18 protein-coding genes are annotated in these 17,885 nt (G+C 53.3%); 14 read left to right on the forward strand and 4 right to left on the reverse strand.

The window, feature by feature from the left end; all coding sequences use genetic code 11:
• Nucleotides 1–62: 62 nt before the first annotated feature.
• Both dinI and pyrC read right to left on the reverse strand, forming a co-directional pair.
• Nucleotides 63–320 (reverse strand): DNA damage-inducible protein I, encoded by a 258-nt coding sequence (gene dinI, locus BS640_RS09025; protein ID WP_017493522.1) that lies wholly within the window; start codon nt 318–320, stop codon nt 63–65.
• Nucleotides 321–438: 118 nt separating this feature from the next.
• Nucleotides 439–1,488, reverse strand: a complete 1,050-nt coding sequence (gene pyrC, locus BS640_RS09030) for a dihydroorotase (RefSeq protein WP_084912419.1) — start codon at nt 1,486–1,488, stop codon at nt 439–441.
• A 226-nt stretch (nt 1,489–1,714) separates the two neighbouring features.
• Here pyrC and BS640_RS09035 point away from each other — a divergent pair, with 226 nt between their 5' ends.
• Nucleotides 1,715–2,002 carry a putative quinol monooxygenase gene (locus BS640_RS09035; protein WP_017493519.1) on the forward strand — a complete coding sequence of 96 codons (288 nt, stop codon included), beginning with the start codon at nt 1,715–1,717 and terminating at the stop codon, nt 2,000–2,002.
• Nucleotides 2,003–2,075: 73 nt separating this feature from the next.
• On the opposite strand, the gene rne is transcribed toward BS640_RS09035, so the two are convergent.
• A complete protein-coding gene (gene rne / locus BS640_RS09040; RefSeq protein ID WP_084912420.1) occupies nt 2,076–5,618 on the reverse strand; it encodes a ribonuclease E in 3,543 nt (1,180 codons plus the stop codon).
• 606 nt (nt 5,619–6,224) lie between these two features.
• Between rne and rluC the strand changes: the two genes are divergently transcribed.
• Nucleotides 6,225–7,181: a 23S rRNA pseudouridine(955/2504/2580) synthase RluC gene (gene rluC, locus BS640_RS09045; protein ID WP_017493516.1), complete on the forward strand. Its 957-nt coding sequence runs from the start codon at nt 6,225–6,227 to the stop codon at nt 7,179–7,181.
• 45 nt (nt 7,182–7,226) lie between these two features.
• On the opposite strand, the gene BS640_RS09050 is transcribed toward rluC, so the two are convergent.
• Entirely contained in the window at nt 7,227–7,832 is a 606-nt protein-coding gene (locus BS640_RS09050) for a Maf family protein (RefSeq protein ID WP_086005829.1), read from the reverse strand.
• Nucleotides 7,833–7,973: 141 nt separating this feature from the next.
• On the opposite strand from BS640_RS09050, the gene yceD reads away from it, so the two are divergent.
• The 12 genes from yceD (at nt 7,974) to holB (ending at nt 17,858) form a co-directional block, all read left to right on the forward strand.
• On the forward strand, nt 7,974–8,498 hold the full coding sequence (gene yceD, locus BS640_RS09055) for a 23S rRNA accumulation protein YceD (RefSeq protein WP_017493514.1): 525 nt from the start codon (nt 7,974–7,976) through the stop codon (nt 8,496–8,498).
• A gap of 12 nt (nt 8,499–8,510) precedes the next feature.
• On the forward strand, nt 8,511–8,678 hold the full coding sequence (gene rpmF / locus BS640_RS09060) for a 50S ribosomal protein L32 (protein WP_002210931.1): 168 nt from the start codon (nt 8,511–8,513) through the stop codon (nt 8,676–8,678).
• 64 nt (nt 8,679–8,742) lie between these two features.
• Nucleotides 8,743–9,789, forward strand: a complete 1,047-nt coding sequence (gene plsX / locus BS640_RS09065) for a phosphate acyltransferase PlsX (RefSeq protein WP_084912421.1) — start codon at nt 8,743–8,745, stop codon at nt 9,787–9,789.
• A 6-nt stretch (nt 9,790–9,795) separates the two neighbouring features.
• A complete protein-coding gene (locus BS640_RS09070; RefSeq protein WP_026110859.1) occupies nt 9,796–10,749 on the forward strand; it encodes a beta-ketoacyl-ACP synthase III in 954 nt (317 codons plus the stop codon).
• Between the two features lie 81 nt (nt 10,750–10,830).
• The gene (fabD, locus tag BS640_RS09075) at nt 10,831–11,760 is read left to right on the forward strand and encodes an ACP S-malonyltransferase (RefSeq protein WP_017494365.1); all 930 of its coding nucleotides are present in this window, start codon (nt 10,831–10,833) and stop codon (nt 11,758–11,760) included.
• 13 nt (nt 11,761–11,773) lie between these two features.
• A complete protein-coding gene (gene fabG, locus BS640_RS09080) occupies nt 11,774–12,508 on the forward strand; it encodes a 3-oxoacyl-ACP reductase FabG (RefSeq protein WP_017494366.1) in 735 nt (244 codons plus the stop codon).
• Between the two features lie 152 nt (nt 12,509–12,660).
• Nucleotides 12,661–12,897 carry an acyl carrier protein gene (acpP, locus tag BS640_RS09085; protein WP_009637825.1) on the forward strand — a complete coding sequence of 79 codons (237 nt, stop codon included), beginning with the start codon at nt 12,661–12,663 and terminating at the stop codon, nt 12,895–12,897.
• A gap of 100 nt (nt 12,898–12,997) precedes the next feature.
• Nucleotides 12,998–14,239, forward strand: a complete 1,242-nt coding sequence (gene fabF / locus BS640_RS09090) for a beta-ketoacyl-ACP synthase II (RefSeq protein ID WP_084912422.1) — start codon at nt 12,998–13,000, stop codon at nt 14,237–14,239.
• A gap of 142 nt (nt 14,240–14,381) precedes the next feature.
• Nucleotides 14,382–15,185, forward strand: coding sequence for an aminodeoxychorismate lyase (pabC, locus tag BS640_RS09095; protein ID WP_017493579.1), 804 nt, complete (start codon nt 14,382–14,384; stop codon nt 15,183–15,185).
• Between the two features lie 36 nt (nt 15,186–15,221).
• Nucleotides 15,222–16,247 (forward strand): endolytic transglycosylase MltG, encoded by a 1,026-nt coding sequence (gene mltG, locus BS640_RS09100; protein WP_017493578.1) that lies wholly within the window; start codon nt 15,222–15,224, stop codon nt 16,245–16,247.
• Nucleotides 16,237–16,887, forward strand: coding sequence for a dTMP kinase (gene tmk / locus BS640_RS09105; protein WP_017493577.1), 651 nt, complete (start codon nt 16,237–16,239; stop codon nt 16,885–16,887). Before mltG ends, tmk begins: the two co-directional genes overlap by 11 nt.
• Nucleotides 16,884–17,858, forward strand: a complete 975-nt coding sequence (gene holB, locus BS640_RS09110) for a DNA polymerase III subunit delta' (RefSeq protein ID WP_017493576.1) — start codon at nt 16,884–16,886, stop codon at nt 17,856–17,858. Before tmk ends, holB begins: the two co-directional genes overlap by 4 nt.
• Nucleotides 17,859–17,885: the final 27 nt, after the last annotated feature.

A 17,885-nucleotide genomic window follows, 5' to 3' on the forward strand; every position in this document is an offset into this window, starting at 1 on the left:
ACAGCGACGCCCGGCAAAGTCTTAACTGGCCTGTGCGGCCTGATTGTTATTAATTTGTAGGGTTAGAAATCCTGGCCTTCGGCCGAGAACCAGTCGTCGGCACTCTCCCAGGTTTCCTGCAGAATTTCTTCAATAATATCTTTATCGGTCTTTGCGCCGCCCAGTACCGACAGGTTGTTTGCCCCGGCATAGCGGACGTGTACGCTATTATCCGTCTCGGAAAATTGTTTATTGACCCGCTTGCTCAGTTCAGCTGATAGCGCTTCTAGAGCGCCAACCGGCAAAGGTTTTGTCCTGTCGATACAGACTTCAATACGCATAACACTCCCTCCGTATAATTTATACTGTGAATATATACAGTTAATTTTGGAAGAGCAATAGAGAGCGAATAAAAAACGGGAAGAGGTCAGTCTCCCCGTTAAAAGAGTATCGCGAGGCTTAGCAGGCGGTGACTTTCCAGTTAAGCGTTTGACCGGCAAGGAATGGCACGATCGAATCATTGCCCAGCGGAATGGTTTCCGGTTGAGTCACGGGTGTGCGGGTCAGTTCAACGGTGCCTTCGTTCAACGGCAGGCCGTAGAAGTTAGGGCCGTTCTCAGAGCAGAAGGCTTCAAAGTGTTGCAGGGCGTTCATCTCTTCAAATACGGTCGCATAGGCAGAGAGCGCGAGCGGGGCGTTGAAACAGCCCGCGCAGCCACAGCTGGACTCTTTCAGATGCTTGGCGTGAGGCGCAGAGTCAGTGCCCAGGAAGAAACGTTTGTTACCGCTGGCGATAACTTCACGCAGCGCCTGTTGGTGAACGTTACGCTTCAGAATCGGCAGGCAGAACAGGTGAGGACGTATACCGCCCACCAGCATATGGTTACGGTTAAACATCAGGTGCTGAGGCGTGATGGTCGCGCCCAGGAACTCGTTGCCTTCCTTTACATACTGCGCGGCTTCTTTGGTGGTGATGTGTTCAAAAACCACTTTCAGCTGCGGGAACTGACGACGGATAGGATCCATCACTTCATCGATGAAACGCGCTTCACGGTCAAAGATGTCAACGTCTGCATGGGTCACTTCGCCGTGAATAAGCAGAGGCATGCCAATCTTCTGCATGCGTTCCAGCACCGGATAAATCCCTTTGACGTTGGTCACGCCGTGGCTGGAGTTAGTGGTGGCATTGGCTGGGTAAAGTTTCGCGGCGGTAAATACGCCTTCCTCGAAACCACGAGAAACTTCGTTCGGGTCCAGAGAATCGGTCAGGTAGCAGGTCAGGAGTGGAGTAAACGCGTGACCGGCAGGAATAGCGGCTTCGATGCGAGTGCGATAGGCAATAGCGGCGTCGACGGTGGTGATCGGCGGCGTCAGGTTTGGCATCACTATCGCGCGACCAAAAACTTCACTGGTATACGGCAGAACCGTATTCAGCACAGCGTCGTCACGCAGGTGGATATGCCAGTCATCTGGGCGGCGTATTTTCAAAACTTGCGGTGTTGCGGTCATGTTACAAAACTCCGGCATTGAGAGACAGGACGTTCAAAACAGGTGCAGTAATGGGAGCATTATCGGCGGGGTACAAGGATAAGCGCAAACTGCTAAGGATGCATCAGTTTGTTAAGCTAACATTGAAATCAGTAGGGGCCGGGGAGCATAGTGGTCCTCAATTATTAGAAGTCTTGCACTTCGCTACGCGCTAAGAAGCTAAATTTATCATACAGGAGTTGAAACTATGGAAATCAGAATCGTTGCCCCACTGACCGTTAAACCGGAATTTATTGAAGAGGTTACCACCGCACTGCTGGCCGTCGTCAGCGCCAGCCGCGAAGAGCTAGGGTGCCTACAGTACGATTTGCATCGAGAGATTGATAACCCAAACAATTTCGTTTTCTATGAGCGCTGGCGCTCCGATGAGGCCATTGCTCAGCACGAGCAGAGCGCGCACTTCAAACACTTTGTGAGCCAGATTGAAGGCAAACTCGAGAAGATTGAAATCAAGAAACTGAAACTGTTTGCCTGATCTGTCAACGGCAATCCTCAGACATAAAAAAACCCGCCATTGGCGGGTTTTTAGTGTTAACGATAACGCGATATTACTGCGGCATTTCCGGCTTGGTAGCCGGTGCCGTCGAGGTGCTGGCGGCGGCGTGGCCACCGGCAGACCCTTTACCTTCGAAATCGTATGCCGGGCGAACCCAATCGCTGAAGCGTGCTGGCTCTGCAACGTAGGCGGCAGCAGGGGCTTTAGTCATCGGCGCACTGGCGTGATGCTTAAAGCGTGGCTGGTCGTCTGCGGTTGACGCTGGAACCGGTGCAACAGAGGCTGGCGCTGCCGGAATCTCAATAGCAGGAGCCTGAGCTTCTGTCGCTTCAATACCTGCAACTTCGAGTTTAACCGCGTCTTCTACCTGCGGTTTAACAGCTTCAACCGGCGCTTCTTCAACTTTCGCAGATTCTACGACAGGTTCGGCAACCGGTTCTACTGCGGCTGGCTTGACGACTTCTGCCTCTGCGGTTGCAACAGGCTCAGACCTTGCTGGCTCAACAACGGCAGGCTCTTCGGCGGCGGCTTCCACGGCGGCAGGTTCAACAACCACTGGCTCGGTTGGCGTCGGTGCAGGGACTTCTGCATCGGTCGCTTCGAGGGTCGTCGGTTCTACGACGTGGGGTTCAGCGGCAACGAAGGCCTTAGTCGCTTCGACTTCTTGCTCGATCACTTCCTGCGCTTCTGCAAACGTCAGGGTAGAGGTCGGAACGTGAGTTTCAACGGCTGGCGCAGATTCTACCGGCGTCGGCTTCACTTCGGCAACCGGGGTCACTTGTGCAGGCGCTGGGGTATTTTCCTGGGCGATAACAACCTGCTCGGTCAATACTGCGGCCTGGACGGCAACGTCCGCTGCCGCTGCTTCCTGCTCAACGTTCTGAACGGCATCGACAGCTTGAACGACAGGATAGGAGATCCACACTTTGCCTGAAGCCATTTCTGGCGACACGAATGCACCGGCCAATGGCATTGGGGACTGAGTCGGGTAACGCTCATCGCGGTAGCGACGACGGCGTTGACCGCTGACGCGCAGGTGGCGAGGAGAACGACGAGAGCGGCGTGGCATACCGTTTTCACGGGTGTTATCACCCTGCGCATCTTCGGAGTCCACGTCGTTCGCTGCATCATTCAGTGCCGGTTCGGCCGCTTTAGGTTCAGCTGGACGCTCGGCCGGTTTAACACCGGTGATAAGCATCTGTGCTGCATCTTCAACGTCCTGATCCACTTCAGACTCGAAACGAATCTTCTGGGTCAGTTGACGACGCTGGCGACGCTGAGACGGCATGCGCTCGTCCTGGTCTTCAACGGCGGCAACCGGTGCTGGCGCTGCGGCAACTTCTTCCACGACGATGTTTTCAGCCGCTTTATCTTCCGGCTGATTTTTGCGTTTGTCTTCATTGCGACGGCGTGAGCGATCTCCACGTTCGCGACGAGGCTGCTGCTGTTCTTCGCGGTTAACGACGTTTTCAACGTCCTGAGCAACGGCTTCAACCGCAACAGGCTCTTGATTACGACGGTTACGACGATTCTCTTCACGCGGCTCGCTGCGGCTTTCGTTGCGGTCATTGCGCTCGGTACGGTCGGTGCGACCCTCGGTGCGGTCAGAACGTTCGTTACGATCGCTGCGTTCATTACGATTATTACGTTCACCGTTACGCTCGCCACGTTCACCGCTACGCTCATTGCGCTCGCCGCGTTCACCATTGCGACGGGTGCCCTGACGGCGTTGATTACGACGATCGTTGTTACGACGATTTTCAGTCTCGGTAGCTTCTGGCTGTGCTTTAACTTCTTCAACCACAGCCGGTTTAGCTTCAGGCTCTGGCGTTGAACCGAACAGATTCTTCAGGCCGCCAAGCAGTTTGCCCATAAAGCCGGTTTTTGCCGCAGGAGCCGCTGCCACAGGAGCCGTGTTAACCGCCGTGGTGCGAGTTTGTACAGGCTGCGGTGCTGCCACTGGCTGCTCGTAAGCAGGAGGTGCTTCTACCGGCAGAGCGAAGGTCGCCAGAGCAGGTTGCTCAGGACGCTTGCGCTCTGAAGGTGGGTCCTCGGAAGGTTGCAGCATTTCGGCTTCATGCAGCTGAGGCAACAGGTAGCTCAGCGTTGAAGACTCTTCGCCCTTACGCACACGCATTACGTGGTAGTGCGGGGTATGCATCTGGTCGTTTGGCACGATAACCGCACGCACGCCGCCTTGACGCTTCTCGATGGCATTCACCGACTCACGTTTTTCGTTAAGCAGGTAAGAGGCAATCGGCACTGGCACGATAGCGTGAACTTCTTTGGTGTTTTCTTTCAGCGCCTCTTCTTCGATCAAACGAAGAATAGACAGTGAAAGCGACTCGTTGTCACGAATGGTCCCGGTACCGCTACAGCGTGGGCAAACGTGGTGCGTAGACTCACCGAGTGACGGGCTGAGGCGCTGACGCGACATTTCCAGCAAACCGAAACGAGAAATACGGCCAATCTGGATACGTGCACGGTCTTGGCGAACAGCATCACGCAGGCGGTTTTCAACTTCACGCTGGTGGCGAACCGGGGTCATATCGATGTAGTCGATAACGATCAGGCCACCGAGGTCACGCAGACGCAGCTGACGGGCAATTTCGTCGGCTGCTTCAAGGTTGGTGTTGAACGCCGTTTCTTCGATGTCACCCCCGCGTGTTGCACGTGCGGAGTTGATGTCGATAGCGGTCAGTGCTTCGGTGGTGTCGATAACGATTGAACCGCCGGAAGGCAGACGAACTTCACGCTGGAAGGCAGATTCAATCTGCGATTCAATCTGGTAATGACTGAACAGCGGAATTTCGCCCACGTATGGCTTGATTTTGCTGCTGAAGTCAGGACGACCCAGTGCTGCAATGTGCTCTTTCGCCAGTTCGAGAACCTTTGGGTTGTCGATCAGGATTTCGCCGATGTCAGGACGCAGATAGTCGCGGAATGCGCGGACAATCACGTTGCTTTCCTGGTGGATCAGGAATGGAGCAGGGCGGCCTTCAGCGGCTTTCTTGATGGCATCCCAGTGTTTCAGGCGGAAGCTCAGGTCCCACTGCAGGGCCTCTGCGGATTTACCTACACCGGCGGTACGCACGATGAGGCCCATGCCGTCAGGGAGTTGCAGTGAAGAGAGGGCTTCTTTCAGTTCGGTACGGTCATCGCCTTCAATCCGGCGGGAAATACCCCCAGCGCGCGGATTATTAGGCATTAACACTAAATAGCTGCCGGCCAGGCTGATGAAAGTCGTCAGCGCTGCACCTTTGTTACCACGTTCTTCTTTATCTACCTGAACAATAACTTCCTGACCTTCGCGCAGAACATCTTTGATGTTTGGACGGCCATGAGAGGAATAATTGCTGGGGAAGTATTCGCGGGCGATTTCTTTGAGAGGGAGAAAACCATGTCTTTCCGCACCATAATCAACAAACGCTGCTTCAAGGCTTGGCTCTATGCGGGTGATTTTACCTTTGTAAATATTGGCTTTTTTCTGCTCGTGTCCAGGACTTTCAATATCCAGATCGTAAAGCCGCTGTCCATCTACAAGAGCAACGCGCAACTCTTCTTGCTGAGTTGCGTTAATCAACATTCTTTTCATCTTAACTTACTCGTTATTTTTGCATTATTGTCAGAACTGCGGGCAAAATAACCTCTATGGCCGGATTAAACCGTTGGCCCCGAGTCTTCTCGCATAGTCGTCAACCTCCCGGTTGTCGCCTGCATAGGGGCGCATTATTTTCGGTAAGACTGCTTTTGCCGGGTTAATAACCACAGCGTGGTGAAAGCAGTACTTTTAGTAGGGGAATAGCCTCTGATTTTATGTAGCCAGATCTCATTCCATTTGCCGGCCAAGCTGCAACCCGCAGCCCGCTAATTGCTTGATTTCACATTACGTCTTACGCCATTGCTGCGTTTTTGTGTCATCAGGCAAATCTATAATTCCAGCGTTTTCCCTAAGTTCAAGAGAATCAACGCGGAAGTGAATCCATTATTCCATTGCTGGCACTGAGATAGCAAGGTGACTTTTAGGGGAAGCTAAAGTTATTTGGCACCTTTGTGCGCTTTAGCACCGCCTTTATTCACCGATTAAATTGCCTGTTTTAAGTATTCCTTCACAGTTGCTGGTAAACTTAGAGTTAAGCACAGAAAAATCAGCGGCGCGAACCCCGCCCTCAATATTTAGAATCATCTAGAATCATGGCCAATGAAAACTGAGAATCCAACTGTACAATTAATCCCCATCACCGAAGAAGAAGCCGGTCAGAGAATTGATAACTTTTTGCGCACCTTCCTCAAAGGCGTGCCGAAAAGCATGATTTATCGCATTTTGCGAAAAGGCGAAGTTCGTGTGAACAAGAAGCGAATCAAGCCGGAATATAAATTATTGGCCGGGGACGAGGTTCGCGTTCCTCCGGTGCGGGTTGCCGAGAAAGAAGAGGCGCCGGTTTCAGCCAAGCTGGACAAGGTTGCCGCGCTTGAGCACTGCATTCTGTTTGAAGACGATCACCTCCTTATCCTTAATAAGCCTTCCGGCACCGCTGTGCACGGCGGCAGTGGATTAAGCTTTGGCGTGATTGAAGGACTGCGCGCGCTGCGTCCGGATGCGCGTTTCCTGGAGTTGGTTCATCGCCTCGACCGTGACACCTCCGGCGTGCTGCTGGTCGCGAAAAAGCGTTCGGCGCTGCGCTCCCTGCACGAACAGCTGCGCATGAAAACCATGCAAAAGGATTACCTGGCGCTGGTGCGCGGCGAGTGGCAGTCACACTGTAAAGTTGTACAGGCCCCTTTATTAAAGAACATCTTGCAGAGCGGTGAGCGTATCGTTCGCGTCAATAGCGAAGGCAAACCTTCCGAGACGCGCTTCAAGATTGAAGAAAAATACGCCTTTGCCACCCTGGTGAAGGCCAGCCCGGTCACCGGCCGTACGCACCAGATTCGCGTGCACACTCAGTATGCCGGTCATCCCATCGCCTATGATGACCGCTACGGTGACCGCGAGTTTGACGCCCAGCTGGCAGGAAGCGGCATTAATCGCCTGTTCCTGCATGCCGCCGCGCTGCGGTTCGAGCATCCGGCAACCGGTGAAACAGTAAGAATTGAGGCCCCTCTGGAGCCTAAATTGCGCAACGCGTTGACCAAGCTGCGTAAAGGCGTGAAGTAATCACCGCCTTCTGCTCAAAAAATTAAGCGCCTGCGGGCGCTTTTTTTATGCCGTTGGGGTCAGGGGATTGATGCCGTGGTCGCGCAGCAGGGCGAGCAGGGTAATCAGCGGCAGGCCAATCAAGGTATTCGGGTCGCGGCCGTCGAGCTTATCGAACAGGCTAATCCCCAGCCCCTCACATTTAAAGCTTCCCGCGCAGTCATAAGGTTGTTCAAGCTGAACGTATCCGGCAATCTCCTGTTCTGAAAGGGCGCGAAAATGCACGTCGAAAGTTTCGCACAGCGTCTGAGCCTGACCGCTGTCGGCATCGACCAGGCTCAGGCCGGTATAAAAGCGCACCTTTTTGCCGCTCGCCATGCTGAGCTGGCGACACGCATTGTCAAAATTGTGAGGTTTACCGAGGATCGTTTCTTCGATAACACAGACCTGATCCGATCCTATGATAAGGTAACCGGGATGTTTTTCCGCCAGCGCACGGGCTTTTTGCTCGGAAAGACGCATCACCAGAGAGACGGCAGACTCTCCGGCAAGCGGCGTCTCGTCGATGTTTGGCGCCGCCCAGTCGAATTTCAGCGTAGTTTTCTCAAGGATTGCGCGACGATAGGCCGAGGTGGAGGCCAGAAGGATCCTTTTTTGTGGCATTGTTTGCATAATTTTTTTCACAAAGCATAGCGTTATTGAATCACACATTTTAAACTGTCCGCCGCTGAGGAAGCGAATATTGGTGAAAGGCGCAGTAAAATGCCCTTTTTCTTTGACTCTACGTCGTTACAAAGTTAATATGCGCGCCCTATGCAAAAGGTAAAATTACCCCTGGCCGTTGATGCCGTTCGTACCGCCCAAAAGCGTTTAGACTACATTGGAGTCTACGACGCCGAACAAGTGACGCGAGTTGCCGCATCAGTGGTCAGTGTGGATTCAGATGTACAAACCTCTTTGTCGTTTGATATCGACAATCAACGTCTGGCCGTAATTAAAGGTCATTCAGATGTTACTGTTACTCTGGAATGTCAGAGATGTGGCAAGACGTTTGAGCATCAGGTTCACACAACATATTGTTTTAGTCCTGTTAAGAACGATGAGCAGGCTGAGGCATTACCGGAAGCGTACGAGCCGATCGAAGTCGACGATTTTGGCGAAGTTGATCTGCTGGCAATGATTGAAGACGAAATTATTCTTTCACTGCCTGTCGTTCCGGTACATGAATCTGAACACTGTGAAGTGTCCGACGCGGAAATGGTATTTGGCAAATTGCCTCCTGAGGCCGAGAAACCGAATCCGTTTTCCGTATTAGCGAGTTTAAAGAAAAGTAATTGAGGAGTAAGGTCCATGGCCGTACAACAGAATAAACCAACCCGTTCTAAACGTGGCATGCGTCGTTCACACGATGCTCTGACCACCGCCACTTTGTCTGTGGACAAAACTTCTGGCGAGACTCACCTGCGTCACCATATCACTGCCGACGGTTTCTACCGCGGTCGCAAGGTTATCGGCTGATTTCTTACTTGCTAACTATTTACTTGATAACTTTAAACTTGTTAAGTAATAGCAAGGCGATACCTTGAAACGTTTGACCATCGCGTTAGACGTTATGGGCGGGGACTTCGGTCCTTCCGTCACAGTGCCTGCTTCATTGCAGGCACTGACCTCTAATCCTGAACTCAATCTTCTTCTCGTCGGCGATCCCGATAAAATCACACCACTCCTGGCTAAGACCGATCCTTCTTTACTGGACCGGATACGTGTTATTGCCGCTGAGTCTGTGATTGCGAATGATGCGAGAGTTTCGCAGGCAATACGCACCAGTCGTGGAAGCTCTATGCGCGTAGCGCTGGAGTTTGTCAAGAGTGGAGAGGCGCAGGCCTGCGTCAGTGCCGGGAATACCGGCGCACTGATGGGATTGGCAAAGCTGGTTATCAAGCCGCTCGAAGGCATTGAGCGCCCGGCGCTGGTCACCGTTTTACCGAATCAGCAGCGCGGAAAAACCGTGGTGCTCGATCTGGGGGCCAACGTCGAATGCGACAGCCAGATGCTGGTGCAGTTTGCTGTGATGGGGTCGGTCATGGCGGAAGAGGTGGTAGGTACGCCTAATCCGCGCGTGGCTCTATTAAATATCGGTGAAGAAGAGTCGAAGGGGCTGGGTAATATTCGCGAAGCCGCTACGATTTTAAAAAACATACCCGTAATCAATTATATCGGCTATCTTGAAGGCAATGACCTTTTGACCGGTAAAACTGATGTCATGGTATGTGACGGTTTTGTAGGTAATGTCACACTGAAAACTATGGAAGGTGTGATCAGGATGTTTTTGTCGTTGCTTAAATCCTCTGGGGAGAATGGCAAGAAGTCTTGGTGGATGAGGTGGTTTGGGCCAGCTTTGCAAAAAATAGTACAGAAAAAATTAGCAAAGCGTTTCAGTCATCTCAATCCGGACCAGTACAATGGCGCAAGTTTGTTAGGATTACGCGGCATCGTGATAAAAAGCCACGGCGGAGCAAATCAGCGGGCGTTTGCTGTTGCTATCGAACAGGCTGTTCAGGCGGTGCAGCGGCAGGTTCCCGAGCGGATTGCCGCGCGCCTTGAGGCTTTACTACCCAAGAGTGACTGACTGTACATGTATACAAAGATTCTCGGTACGGGGAGCTACTTGCCCGTACAAGTTCGGACTAACGCCGACTTAGAAAAAATGGTTGAAACCTCCGATGAGTGGATAGTCACTCGTACGGGTATCCGTGAGCGACGCATTGCGGCGCCGGATGAGACTGTTGCAACAATGGGTTTGACTGCGGCCGAAAGGGCGTTGGAAATGGCCGGCGTCGATAAAAACGACGTAGGACTGATCATTGTTGCCACAACCTCATCTTCCCACGCGTTTCCAAGTTCAGCCTGCCAGATTCAGAATCTGCTGGGCATTCGTGACTCGGCGGCGTTTGACCTCGCAGCGGCCTGTGCAGGCTTTACCTATGCACTGAGCGTGGCGGACCAATACGTCAAAAACGGTGCCGTGCGTTACGCGCTGGTTATTGGTTCCGACGTGCTGTCCCGCAAGCTCGACGACGAAGACCGCGGCACCGTTATCCTGTTTGGTGACGGCGCGGGCGCAGTCTTGCTGGGTGCCTCTGAAGAACAGGGAATTATCTCTACTCATATGCACGCCGATGGCCACTATGGCAATCTGCTGAGCCTCGAGTATCCAAACCAGAAAACCCCTGACCAACCCGCTTATGTCAAAATGGCAGGTAATGAAGTCTTCAAAGTGGCCGTTACTGAGCTGGCGCACATTGTTGATGAAACCCTGCAGGCCAATAATATGGACCGTGAGCAGCTCGACTGGCTGGTGCCGCATCAGGCAAACCTGCGCATCATCAGCGCAACCGCTAAGAAGCTGGGCATGGGGATGGATAAAGTCGTGGTTACCCTCGACCGACACGGCAACACCTCAGCAGCGTCCGTTCCTACTGCGTTCGACGAAGCCGTGCGTGATGGCCGTATCCAGCGCGGGCAGTTAGTGCTGCTCGAAGCGTTTGGTGGTGGCTTTACTTGGGGTTCTGCCTTAGTCCGTTTCTAATTTTTCGGACCTATATTTACTCTTTTGACTAACACAGGCGCGATGGGTGTTACACGCGCTTTATTTTGACAGGATAGTTAAATGACCAAGATTGCAGTCGTTTTCCCTGGCCAGGGTTCTCAGGCTCTGGGCATGCTTTCAGATCTGGCGGCGTCGCATCCCGTAGTGGAAGCGACCTTTGCTGAAGCTTCTTCAGTATTAGGCTATGATTTGTGGCAGCTGGTTCAGCAGGGTCCTGCTGAAGAGCTGAACAAGACCTGGCAGACCCAGCCTGCGCTGCTTGCGGCCTCTGTCGCTATCTGGCGCGTATGGCAGCAGGAAAAGGGCGCTGAGCCGGCATATATGGCCGGTCATAGCCTGGGTGAATACTCTGCGTTGGTTTGTGCCGGTGTTCTGGATTTCAAGCAGGCTATCAGCCTGGTTGAACTGCGCGGCAAACTGATGCAGGAAGCCGTTCCGGAAGGAACAGGCGCAATGTCCGCTATTATTGGTCTGGACAACGAGTCTATCGCCAAAGCCTGTGAAGCGTCTGCACAGGGTGAGGTTGTTTCGCCGGTGAACTTCAATTCTCCGGGCCAGGTCGTTATCGCGGGTAACAAAGCTGCGGTTGAACGTGCTAACGAAGCTTGTAAAGCCGCCGGTGCAAAACGTGCCCTGCCATTGCCAGTCAGCGTTCCTTCTCACTGCGCGCTGATGAAGCCTGCAGCAGATAAGTTGGCAATTGCGCTGGATCAAGTTTCTTTCAGCCAACCACAGTATCCTGTCGTTAATAACGTGGATGTGAAGGTTGAAACCTCGGCAGAAGAAATTCGCAGTGCGTTGATTCGCCAGCTCTACAGTCCCGTGCGTTGGGCTGAAAGCGTCGAATTCATTGCGCAGCAAGGCGTTGAGCAGTTAGTAGAGGTGGGTCCTGGTAAAGTATTAACCGGACTGACCAAGCGTATTGTTGACACCCTGACGGCAGTAGCAGTGAACGATACTGCAAGCCTGTCTGCGGCGATTGAACAATAAGAAGAGGAAAACCATGAGCTTCAACGGAAAAATTGCTTTGGTCACCGGCGCAAGCCGGGGTATTGGCCGAGCTATTGCAGAGAAACTGGTTGCCGGTGGCGCACGTGTTATTGGCACCGCGACCAGCGAACAAGGTGCTGAAGCTATCAGTGCTTATTTAGGCGAAAACGGCAAAGGTTTTGCACTCAATGTGACTGATTCGTCGTCAATTGATCAAGTATTGGCGACGATTCGTGCTGAATTTGGCGAAATCGACATTTTAGTCAATAATGCTGGCATTACCCGTGATAACCTTCTGATGCGTATGAAAGACGACGAGTGGCAGGATATCCTGGATACGAATTTGACTTCTGTGTTTAAGCTGTCAAAAGCAGTAATGCGATCTATGATGAAAAAGCGGTTTGGCCGGATCATCACCATTGGTTCTGTAGTTGGGACCATGGGTAACGCAGGGCAAGCTAACTACGCGGCAGCTAAGGCCGGTTTGATTGGTTTTAGCAAGTCTTTGGCGCGTGAAGTTGCTTCACGCGGCATTACTGTCAACGTCGTGGCTCCCGGCTTCATTGAGACGGACATGACAAGGGCGTTGACAGATGATCAACGCGCAGGCATTTTGTCATCAGTTCCAGCCAACCGGTTGGGCGATGCAAAAGAGATTGCCAGCGCTGTTGCATTTTTAGCCTCTGATGAGGCCAGCTACATCACTGGTGAGACTTTACATGTCAATGGCGGCATGTATATGGTCTGATAATCACTAGGAATCTGCTTATTTGGCTTTAAAAATAGTCAAATATAGCAAAATAGTGGTTTGACCAGCCGGGATTTAGTTGCATCTTTTCCAACATTTTATACACTACGAAAACCATCGCGAAAGCGAGTTTTGATAGGAAATTTAATAGTATGAGCACTATCGAAGAACGCGTTAAGAAAATCATCGTTGAACAGCTGGGTGTTAAACAGGAAGAAGTAGTTAACTCTGCATCTTTCGTAGACGACCTTGGCGCAGATTCTCTCGACACCGTTGAGCTGGTTATGGCTCTGGAAGAAGAGTTTGATACCGAGATCCCTGACGAAGAAGCTGAAAAAATCACTACTGTTCAGGCAGCTATTGATTTCATCAACAACGCTCAGGCGTAATCGAAACTGTTCTTTTAACAGGTTTTGATAGTTAGGCGGTCATTTGACCGCCTAAGTTTTTTTCGTCCCACGGTATTTTTTCCCTCCCTGGAGGACACACGTGTCTAAACGTCGAGTTGTTGTGACTGGACTTGGCATGCTTTCTCCTGTCGGCAATACGGTAGAGTCCACCTGGAACGCTCTTCTTGCCGGTAAGAGTGGCATTGGCCTAATCGACCATTTTGATACTAGTGCCTACGCAACGCGTTTTGCTGGCTTAGTAAAAGATTTCAACTGTGAAGAGTACATCTCGCGTAAAGATGCTCGCAAGATGGATCCCTTTATTCAGTACGGTGTTGCTGCCGGTATTCAAGCTATGCAAGATAGCGGCCTTGAAGTGACAGAAGAAAATGCCCCGCGTATTGGTGCCGCGATTGGTTCAGGCATTGGCGGATTGGGTCTCATCGAAGAAAACCATACTGCATTGGTTAACGGCGGCCCGCGTAAAATAAGCCCGTTCTTTGTACCTTCTACCATCGTCAACATGATTGCCGGTCATCTGAGCATTATGTTCGGTCTGCGAGGCCCAAGTATTTCTATTGCCACCGCCTGTACTTCCGGCGTCCATAACATTGGTCATGCGGCACGTATCATTGCTTATAACGACGCAGACGTGATGCTGGCAGGCGGCGGTGAGAAAGCCAGTACGCCATTGGGCGTAGGTGGTTTTGGCGCAGCGCGTGCCCTTTCAACGCGTAATGACAACCCTCAGGCTGCTAGCCGCCCGTGGGACAAAGACCGAGACGGTTTTGTGCTGGGTGACGGCGCCGGTATCATGGTGCTGGAAGAGTACGAACATGCGAAAAAACGCGGCGCGAAAATCTATGCCGAGATCGTCGGTTTTGGCATGAGCAGCGATGCATTCCACATGACTTCACCGCCGGAAGACGGCGCAGGTGCCGCGTTGGCAATGCAAAATGCGCTCCGTGATGCCGGAATTACTCCGTCTCAGGTTGGCTACATCAATGCGCACGGCACCTCTACGCCTGCAGGCGACAAGGCTGAAGCGCAGGCAGTGAAGTCGGTCTTCGGTGCAGACGCGCACAGGGTTCTGGTCAGTTCGACCAAGTCCATGACCGGTCACCTTTTGGGTGCGGCCGGTGCGGTAGAGTCTATCTTCACGCTGCTTGCGCTGCGCGATCAGGCCGTACCGCCAACGCTTAATCTGGATAATCCAGACGAAGGCTGCGACCTCGACTTCGTACCACACGAAGCGCGTCAGGTTAAAGGCATGGAATACAGCCTGTGTAACTCCTTCGGTTTCGGCGGCACCAACGGTTCTCTGCTGTTCCGCAAACTGTAAGCGTCACTTAAGCTGAAAGAAAGGCCCGTTCTGCGGGCCTTTTTGCTGTCTGTCAGACGCCGAAATCGGATTGAAAGTCGGAATGCTCTCGTGGTATCCATGGGGGGACTACGCCAGTCTAAGGCCGAAGGAGAGAGATAAGATGTATTGGGTTAACGGTGTTTCTCAGCACTCGGTTGCGCTGGGTGACCGCGCGGTGCAGTTCGGTGACGGCTGTTTCACCACCGCGTGGGTAAAGAACTCCAGGGTGCAGCACCTTGACGCGCACCTTATACGGCTGCAAAAAGCCGTTACAGCGCTGCTGATGCCCGATTGCCACTGGGGACAGTTGCGCGCAGAGATGCAGGCCGCCGCCGAGGGGTGTGACGAGGGCGTGCTCAAGGTCATACTCTCTCGCGGAGAGGGCGGGCGAGGTTACAGTACCCAAGGGGTGAAAGGCCCGACGCGGATTGTTTCCCTGAGCGGTTACCCGCAGCACTATCACGCCTGGCGAGAGCAGGGCATTGCGCTGGCGCTTAGTCCGGTGGCGTTGGCGCGCAGTCCGCTTCTTGCGGGCATCAAGCACCTGAATCGTCTCGAGCAGGTGATGATCCGCGCTCATCTCGATAACACCGATGCTCATGAGGCGCTGGTGGTGGACACCGCCGGTATGCTGGTCGAATGCTGCGCCGCCAACCTGTTCTGGCGTAAGGGAGACCAGGTATTCACGCCCGACCTGTCAAACTCAGGCGTGGACGGCCTCATGCGCCAAAAAATTATCGACGTTTTAGCCCATTCGGACTCATTCAGCCTCGAGATTGTCAACCAACCCGTTACTACGTTGGCAGATGCTGAAGAAGTGCTCGTTTGTAATGCCTTAATGCCAATTCTTTCAGTCAGAAAGGCCGAAAACTGGCATTATAACGCCTCGAAATTATTTGAATTTTTACATCCGCATTGCAGCTAAGCGCCGCTGCTGTTTTTTTGTAAAGTGAACAACGTCATGAAAAATAAAAAGATCAAAATTTTTGGCATTATCGTCATCGTCTTAGTGGCGCTGATGATTGCGGGCTACGTCAAAGTTGAACGTTTTGCCGATCGCAAGCTGAACATCGTCCAGGAAAAGATTTTCACCCTGCCAGCCGGTACCGGGCGCGTGGTATTGCAGGACATGCTGGTGAGCCAAAAGCTTATCAATTCTCCGACCCTGTTCGGCTGGCTACTGCGCATCGAACCGGCGCTGAGCGAATTCAAGGCCGGGACCTATCGATTCCCGCAGGGTATGACCGTGCGTCAGATGCTCGAGCTGCTAAAAAGCGGCAAAGAGGCCCAATTCAACGTTCGTTTTGTGGAGGGTTTCCGCCTGCAAGACTGGATGCAGGAGCTGCAAAAGGCGGGCTATCTCAAGCATGAATTGACCGGCAAAAGCGATGACGACATCGCCACCGCGCTGGGCATGAAGGACGCTAAAAATGCCGAAGGGTGGCTCTATCCTGACACCTATTCCTATACGGCGGGCACCACCGACGTCTCGCTGCTTAAGCGTGCTCATCTGCGAATGGAAAAAACCGTGGCGCAGATCTGGGCCGATCGCGACCCGTCACTGCCGTACAAGACGCCGACCGACCTGCTGACCATGGCCTCGATTATCGAGAAAGAGACCGCGCTAAAAGACGAGCGCCAAGAGGTTGCATCGGTATTTATCAACCGTTTACGTATCGGCATGCGTTTGCAAACTGACCCGACGGTTATCTACGGTATGGGTGATGCCTACAAAGGGGCGATCACTAAGAAGGATCTTGAGACCGCAACGCCGTATAATACTTACATTATCGAAGGCCTGCCGCCGTCGCCAATCGCTATGCCGAGTGAGGCATCCATTCAGGCTGCGGCGCATCCGGCGAAAACCGATTTCCTTTATTTTGTCGCTGACGGAAAGGGTGGACATACCTTTACCACTAACCTCGACAGCCATAACAAGGCAGTGCGCGCGTATCGCGACCTGATGAAAAACAAGAATGAAAAGTAGTTTTATTGTTATCGAAGGCCTTGAAGGGGCAGGTAAAACCACGGCGCGTGACGTCGTGGTCAATACGCTGCGCGAACAGGACATCAAAGACATCCAGTTTACTCGTGAGCCGGGCGGAACGCCGCTTGCCGAAAAACTGCGTGACCTTATTAAACAGGGGATTGAGGGCGAGCCGCTCACCGACAAGGCAGAGGTGCTCATGCTCTATGCCGCGCGGGTACAGCTGGTCGAAAACGTGATTAAACCGGCCCTGGCACGCGGTGCATGGGTCGTCGGCGACCGTCACGACCTCTCCTCCCAGGCCTATCAGGGCGGTGGCCGCGGTATCGACGCACGCCTGATGACCTCTCTGCGCGACACGGTGCTCGGCGATTTTCGCCCTGACCTGACGCTTTATCTTGACCTGCCCCCGGCTATTGGCCTGCAACGCGCGCGCGCGCGCGGCGAGCTCGACCGAATCGAGCAGGAGTCACTGGCGTTTTTTGAACGCACCCGCGAGCGTTACCTGAGTCTGGCCGCCGAAGATGACCGCATTATCACTATCGATGCGTCACAAACGCTCGAGCAGGTGACCGCCGATATTCGCCGCGCGCTGATTGGCTGGATTTCCCGCCAGCGCCAGCAGGACAGCCGCGGATGAATTGGTATCCCTGGCTAAACGGTCCTTACCGCCAGCTGATCGCCCAGTATCAGGGCGGTCGCGGCCATCACGCCCTGTTGATGCATGCTGCCAAAGGCATGGGCGACGAGGCGTTGGTCTATGGTCTGAGCCGCTGGTTGCTGTGTCAGCATCCTGACGGGGAAAAAAGCTGTGGAAAATGCCACAGTTGCCATTTGATGATTGCCGGTAACCATCCGGACTGGCACGTCCTGACGCCAGAAAAGGGGAAAAATACCCTCGGCGTCGAGCCGGTTCGTCAGCTGATTGAAACCTTGTACAATTATTCTCAGCAGGGGGGGGCAAAAGTCGTCTGGCTGCCGCAGGCCGAACTGCTGACCGAGGCGGCGGCCAATGCCCTGCTCAAGACGCTCGAAGAACCCCCGGCCGGGACCTATTTCCTGCTGGGTTGCCGTGAGCCGTCGAGGCTGTTGCCGACGCTTCGCAGCCGCTGTTTTTACTGGCATCTAGCGACGCCGGAGGCCTCACTGGCCGCACAGTGGATTGCCCGTCAGCTTCAGGTTGCGCCACTGTCGATTCAGACCGCACTGCGTCTCGGCGAAGGCACACCGTTGGCCGCGCTGGAACTGCTTCAGCCGGAGCGCTGGAAACAGCGCGAAGAGCTGTGTCAGCAGGTCTCCGCCAGCTTCCAGCAGCGCTGTCTGCTGTCGCTGCTCCCTCAGCTGAATCATGATGATGCCGTTGAACGCCTGTTCTGGCTGTGTTCGCTGCTGCTTGACGTCATCAAATATCAGCAGGGTGCGGGTCACTACGTGATTAATCTCGATCAGCAGCCGCTGATTGCCGCGCTGGCCAATACCTTAAGCAATGAGGCGTTGCAGCAGAATCTGCAGGGTTGGATGCGCTGTAGGCAACAGTTGCTCAGCGTCGTTGGCGTTAACCGAGAGCTGCTGCTCACCGAACAGTTGCTGGAATGGGAAAACTCGCTTTAAGCCTGTTCCTGTAAATTTTACCTGCAA

It is taken from the genome of Rouxiella badensis, from assembly GCF_002093665.1.
In the GTDB taxonomy this organism is placed as follows: domain Bacteria; phylum Pseudomonadota; class Gammaproteobacteria; order Enterobacterales; family Enterobacteriaceae; genus Rouxiella; species Rouxiella badensis.

Coding starts and splice junctions, on each gene's coding strand:
- dinI (WP_017493522.1), bottom strand. CDS start 320: ATGCGTATTGAAGTCTGTATCGACAGGACAAAACCTTTGCCGGTTGGC.
- pyrC (WP_084912419.1), bottom strand. CDS start 1,488: ATGACCGCAACACCGCAAGTTTTGAAAATACGCCGCCCAGATGACTGG.
- BS640_RS09035 (WP_017493519.1), top strand. CDS start 1,715: ATGGAAATCAGAATCGTTGCCCCACTGACCGTTAAACCGGAATTTATT.
- rne (WP_084912420.1), bottom strand. CDS start 5,618: ATGAAAAGAATGTTGATTAACGCAACTCAGCAAGAAGAGTTGCGCGTT.
- rluC (WP_017493516.1), top strand. CDS start 6,225: ATGAAAACTGAGAATCCAACTGTACAATTAATCCCCATCACCGAAGAA.
- BS640_RS09050 (WP_086005829.1), bottom strand. CDS start 7,832: ATGCAAACAATGCCACAAAAAAGGATCCTTCTGGCCTCCACCTCGGCC.
- yceD (WP_017493514.1), top strand. CDS start 7,974: ATGCAAAAGGTAAAATTACCCCTGGCCGTTGATGCCGTTCGTACCGCC.
- rpmF (WP_002210931.1), top strand. CDS start 8,511: ATGGCCGTACAACAGAATAAACCAACCCGTTCTAAACGTGGCATGCGT.
- BS640_RS09070 (WP_026110859.1), top strand. CDS start 9,796: ATGTATACAAAGATTCTCGGTACGGGGAGCTACTTGCCCGTACAAGTT.
- fabD (WP_017494365.1), top strand. CDS start 10,831: ATGACCAAGATTGCAGTCGTTTTCCCTGGCCAGGGTTCTCAGGCTCTG.
- fabG (WP_017494366.1), top strand. CDS start 11,774: ATGAGCTTCAACGGAAAAATTGCTTTGGTCACCGGCGCAAGCCGGGGT.
- acpP (WP_009637825.1), top strand. CDS start 12,661: ATGAGCACTATCGAAGAACGCGTTAAGAAAATCATCGTTGAACAGCTG.
- pabC (WP_017493579.1), top strand. CDS start 14,382: ATGTATTGGGTTAACGGTGTTTCTCAGCACTCGGTTGCGCTGGGTGAC.
- mltG (WP_017493578.1), top strand. CDS start 15,222: ATGAAAAATAAAAAGATCAAAATTTTTGGCATTATCGTCATCGTCTTA.
- tmk (WP_017493577.1), top strand. CDS start 16,237: ATGAAAAGTAGTTTTATTGTTATCGAAGGCCTTGAAGGGGCAGGTAAA.
- holB (WP_017493576.1), top strand. CDS start 16,884: ATGAATTGGTATCCCTGGCTAAACGGTCCTTACCGCCAGCTGATCGCC.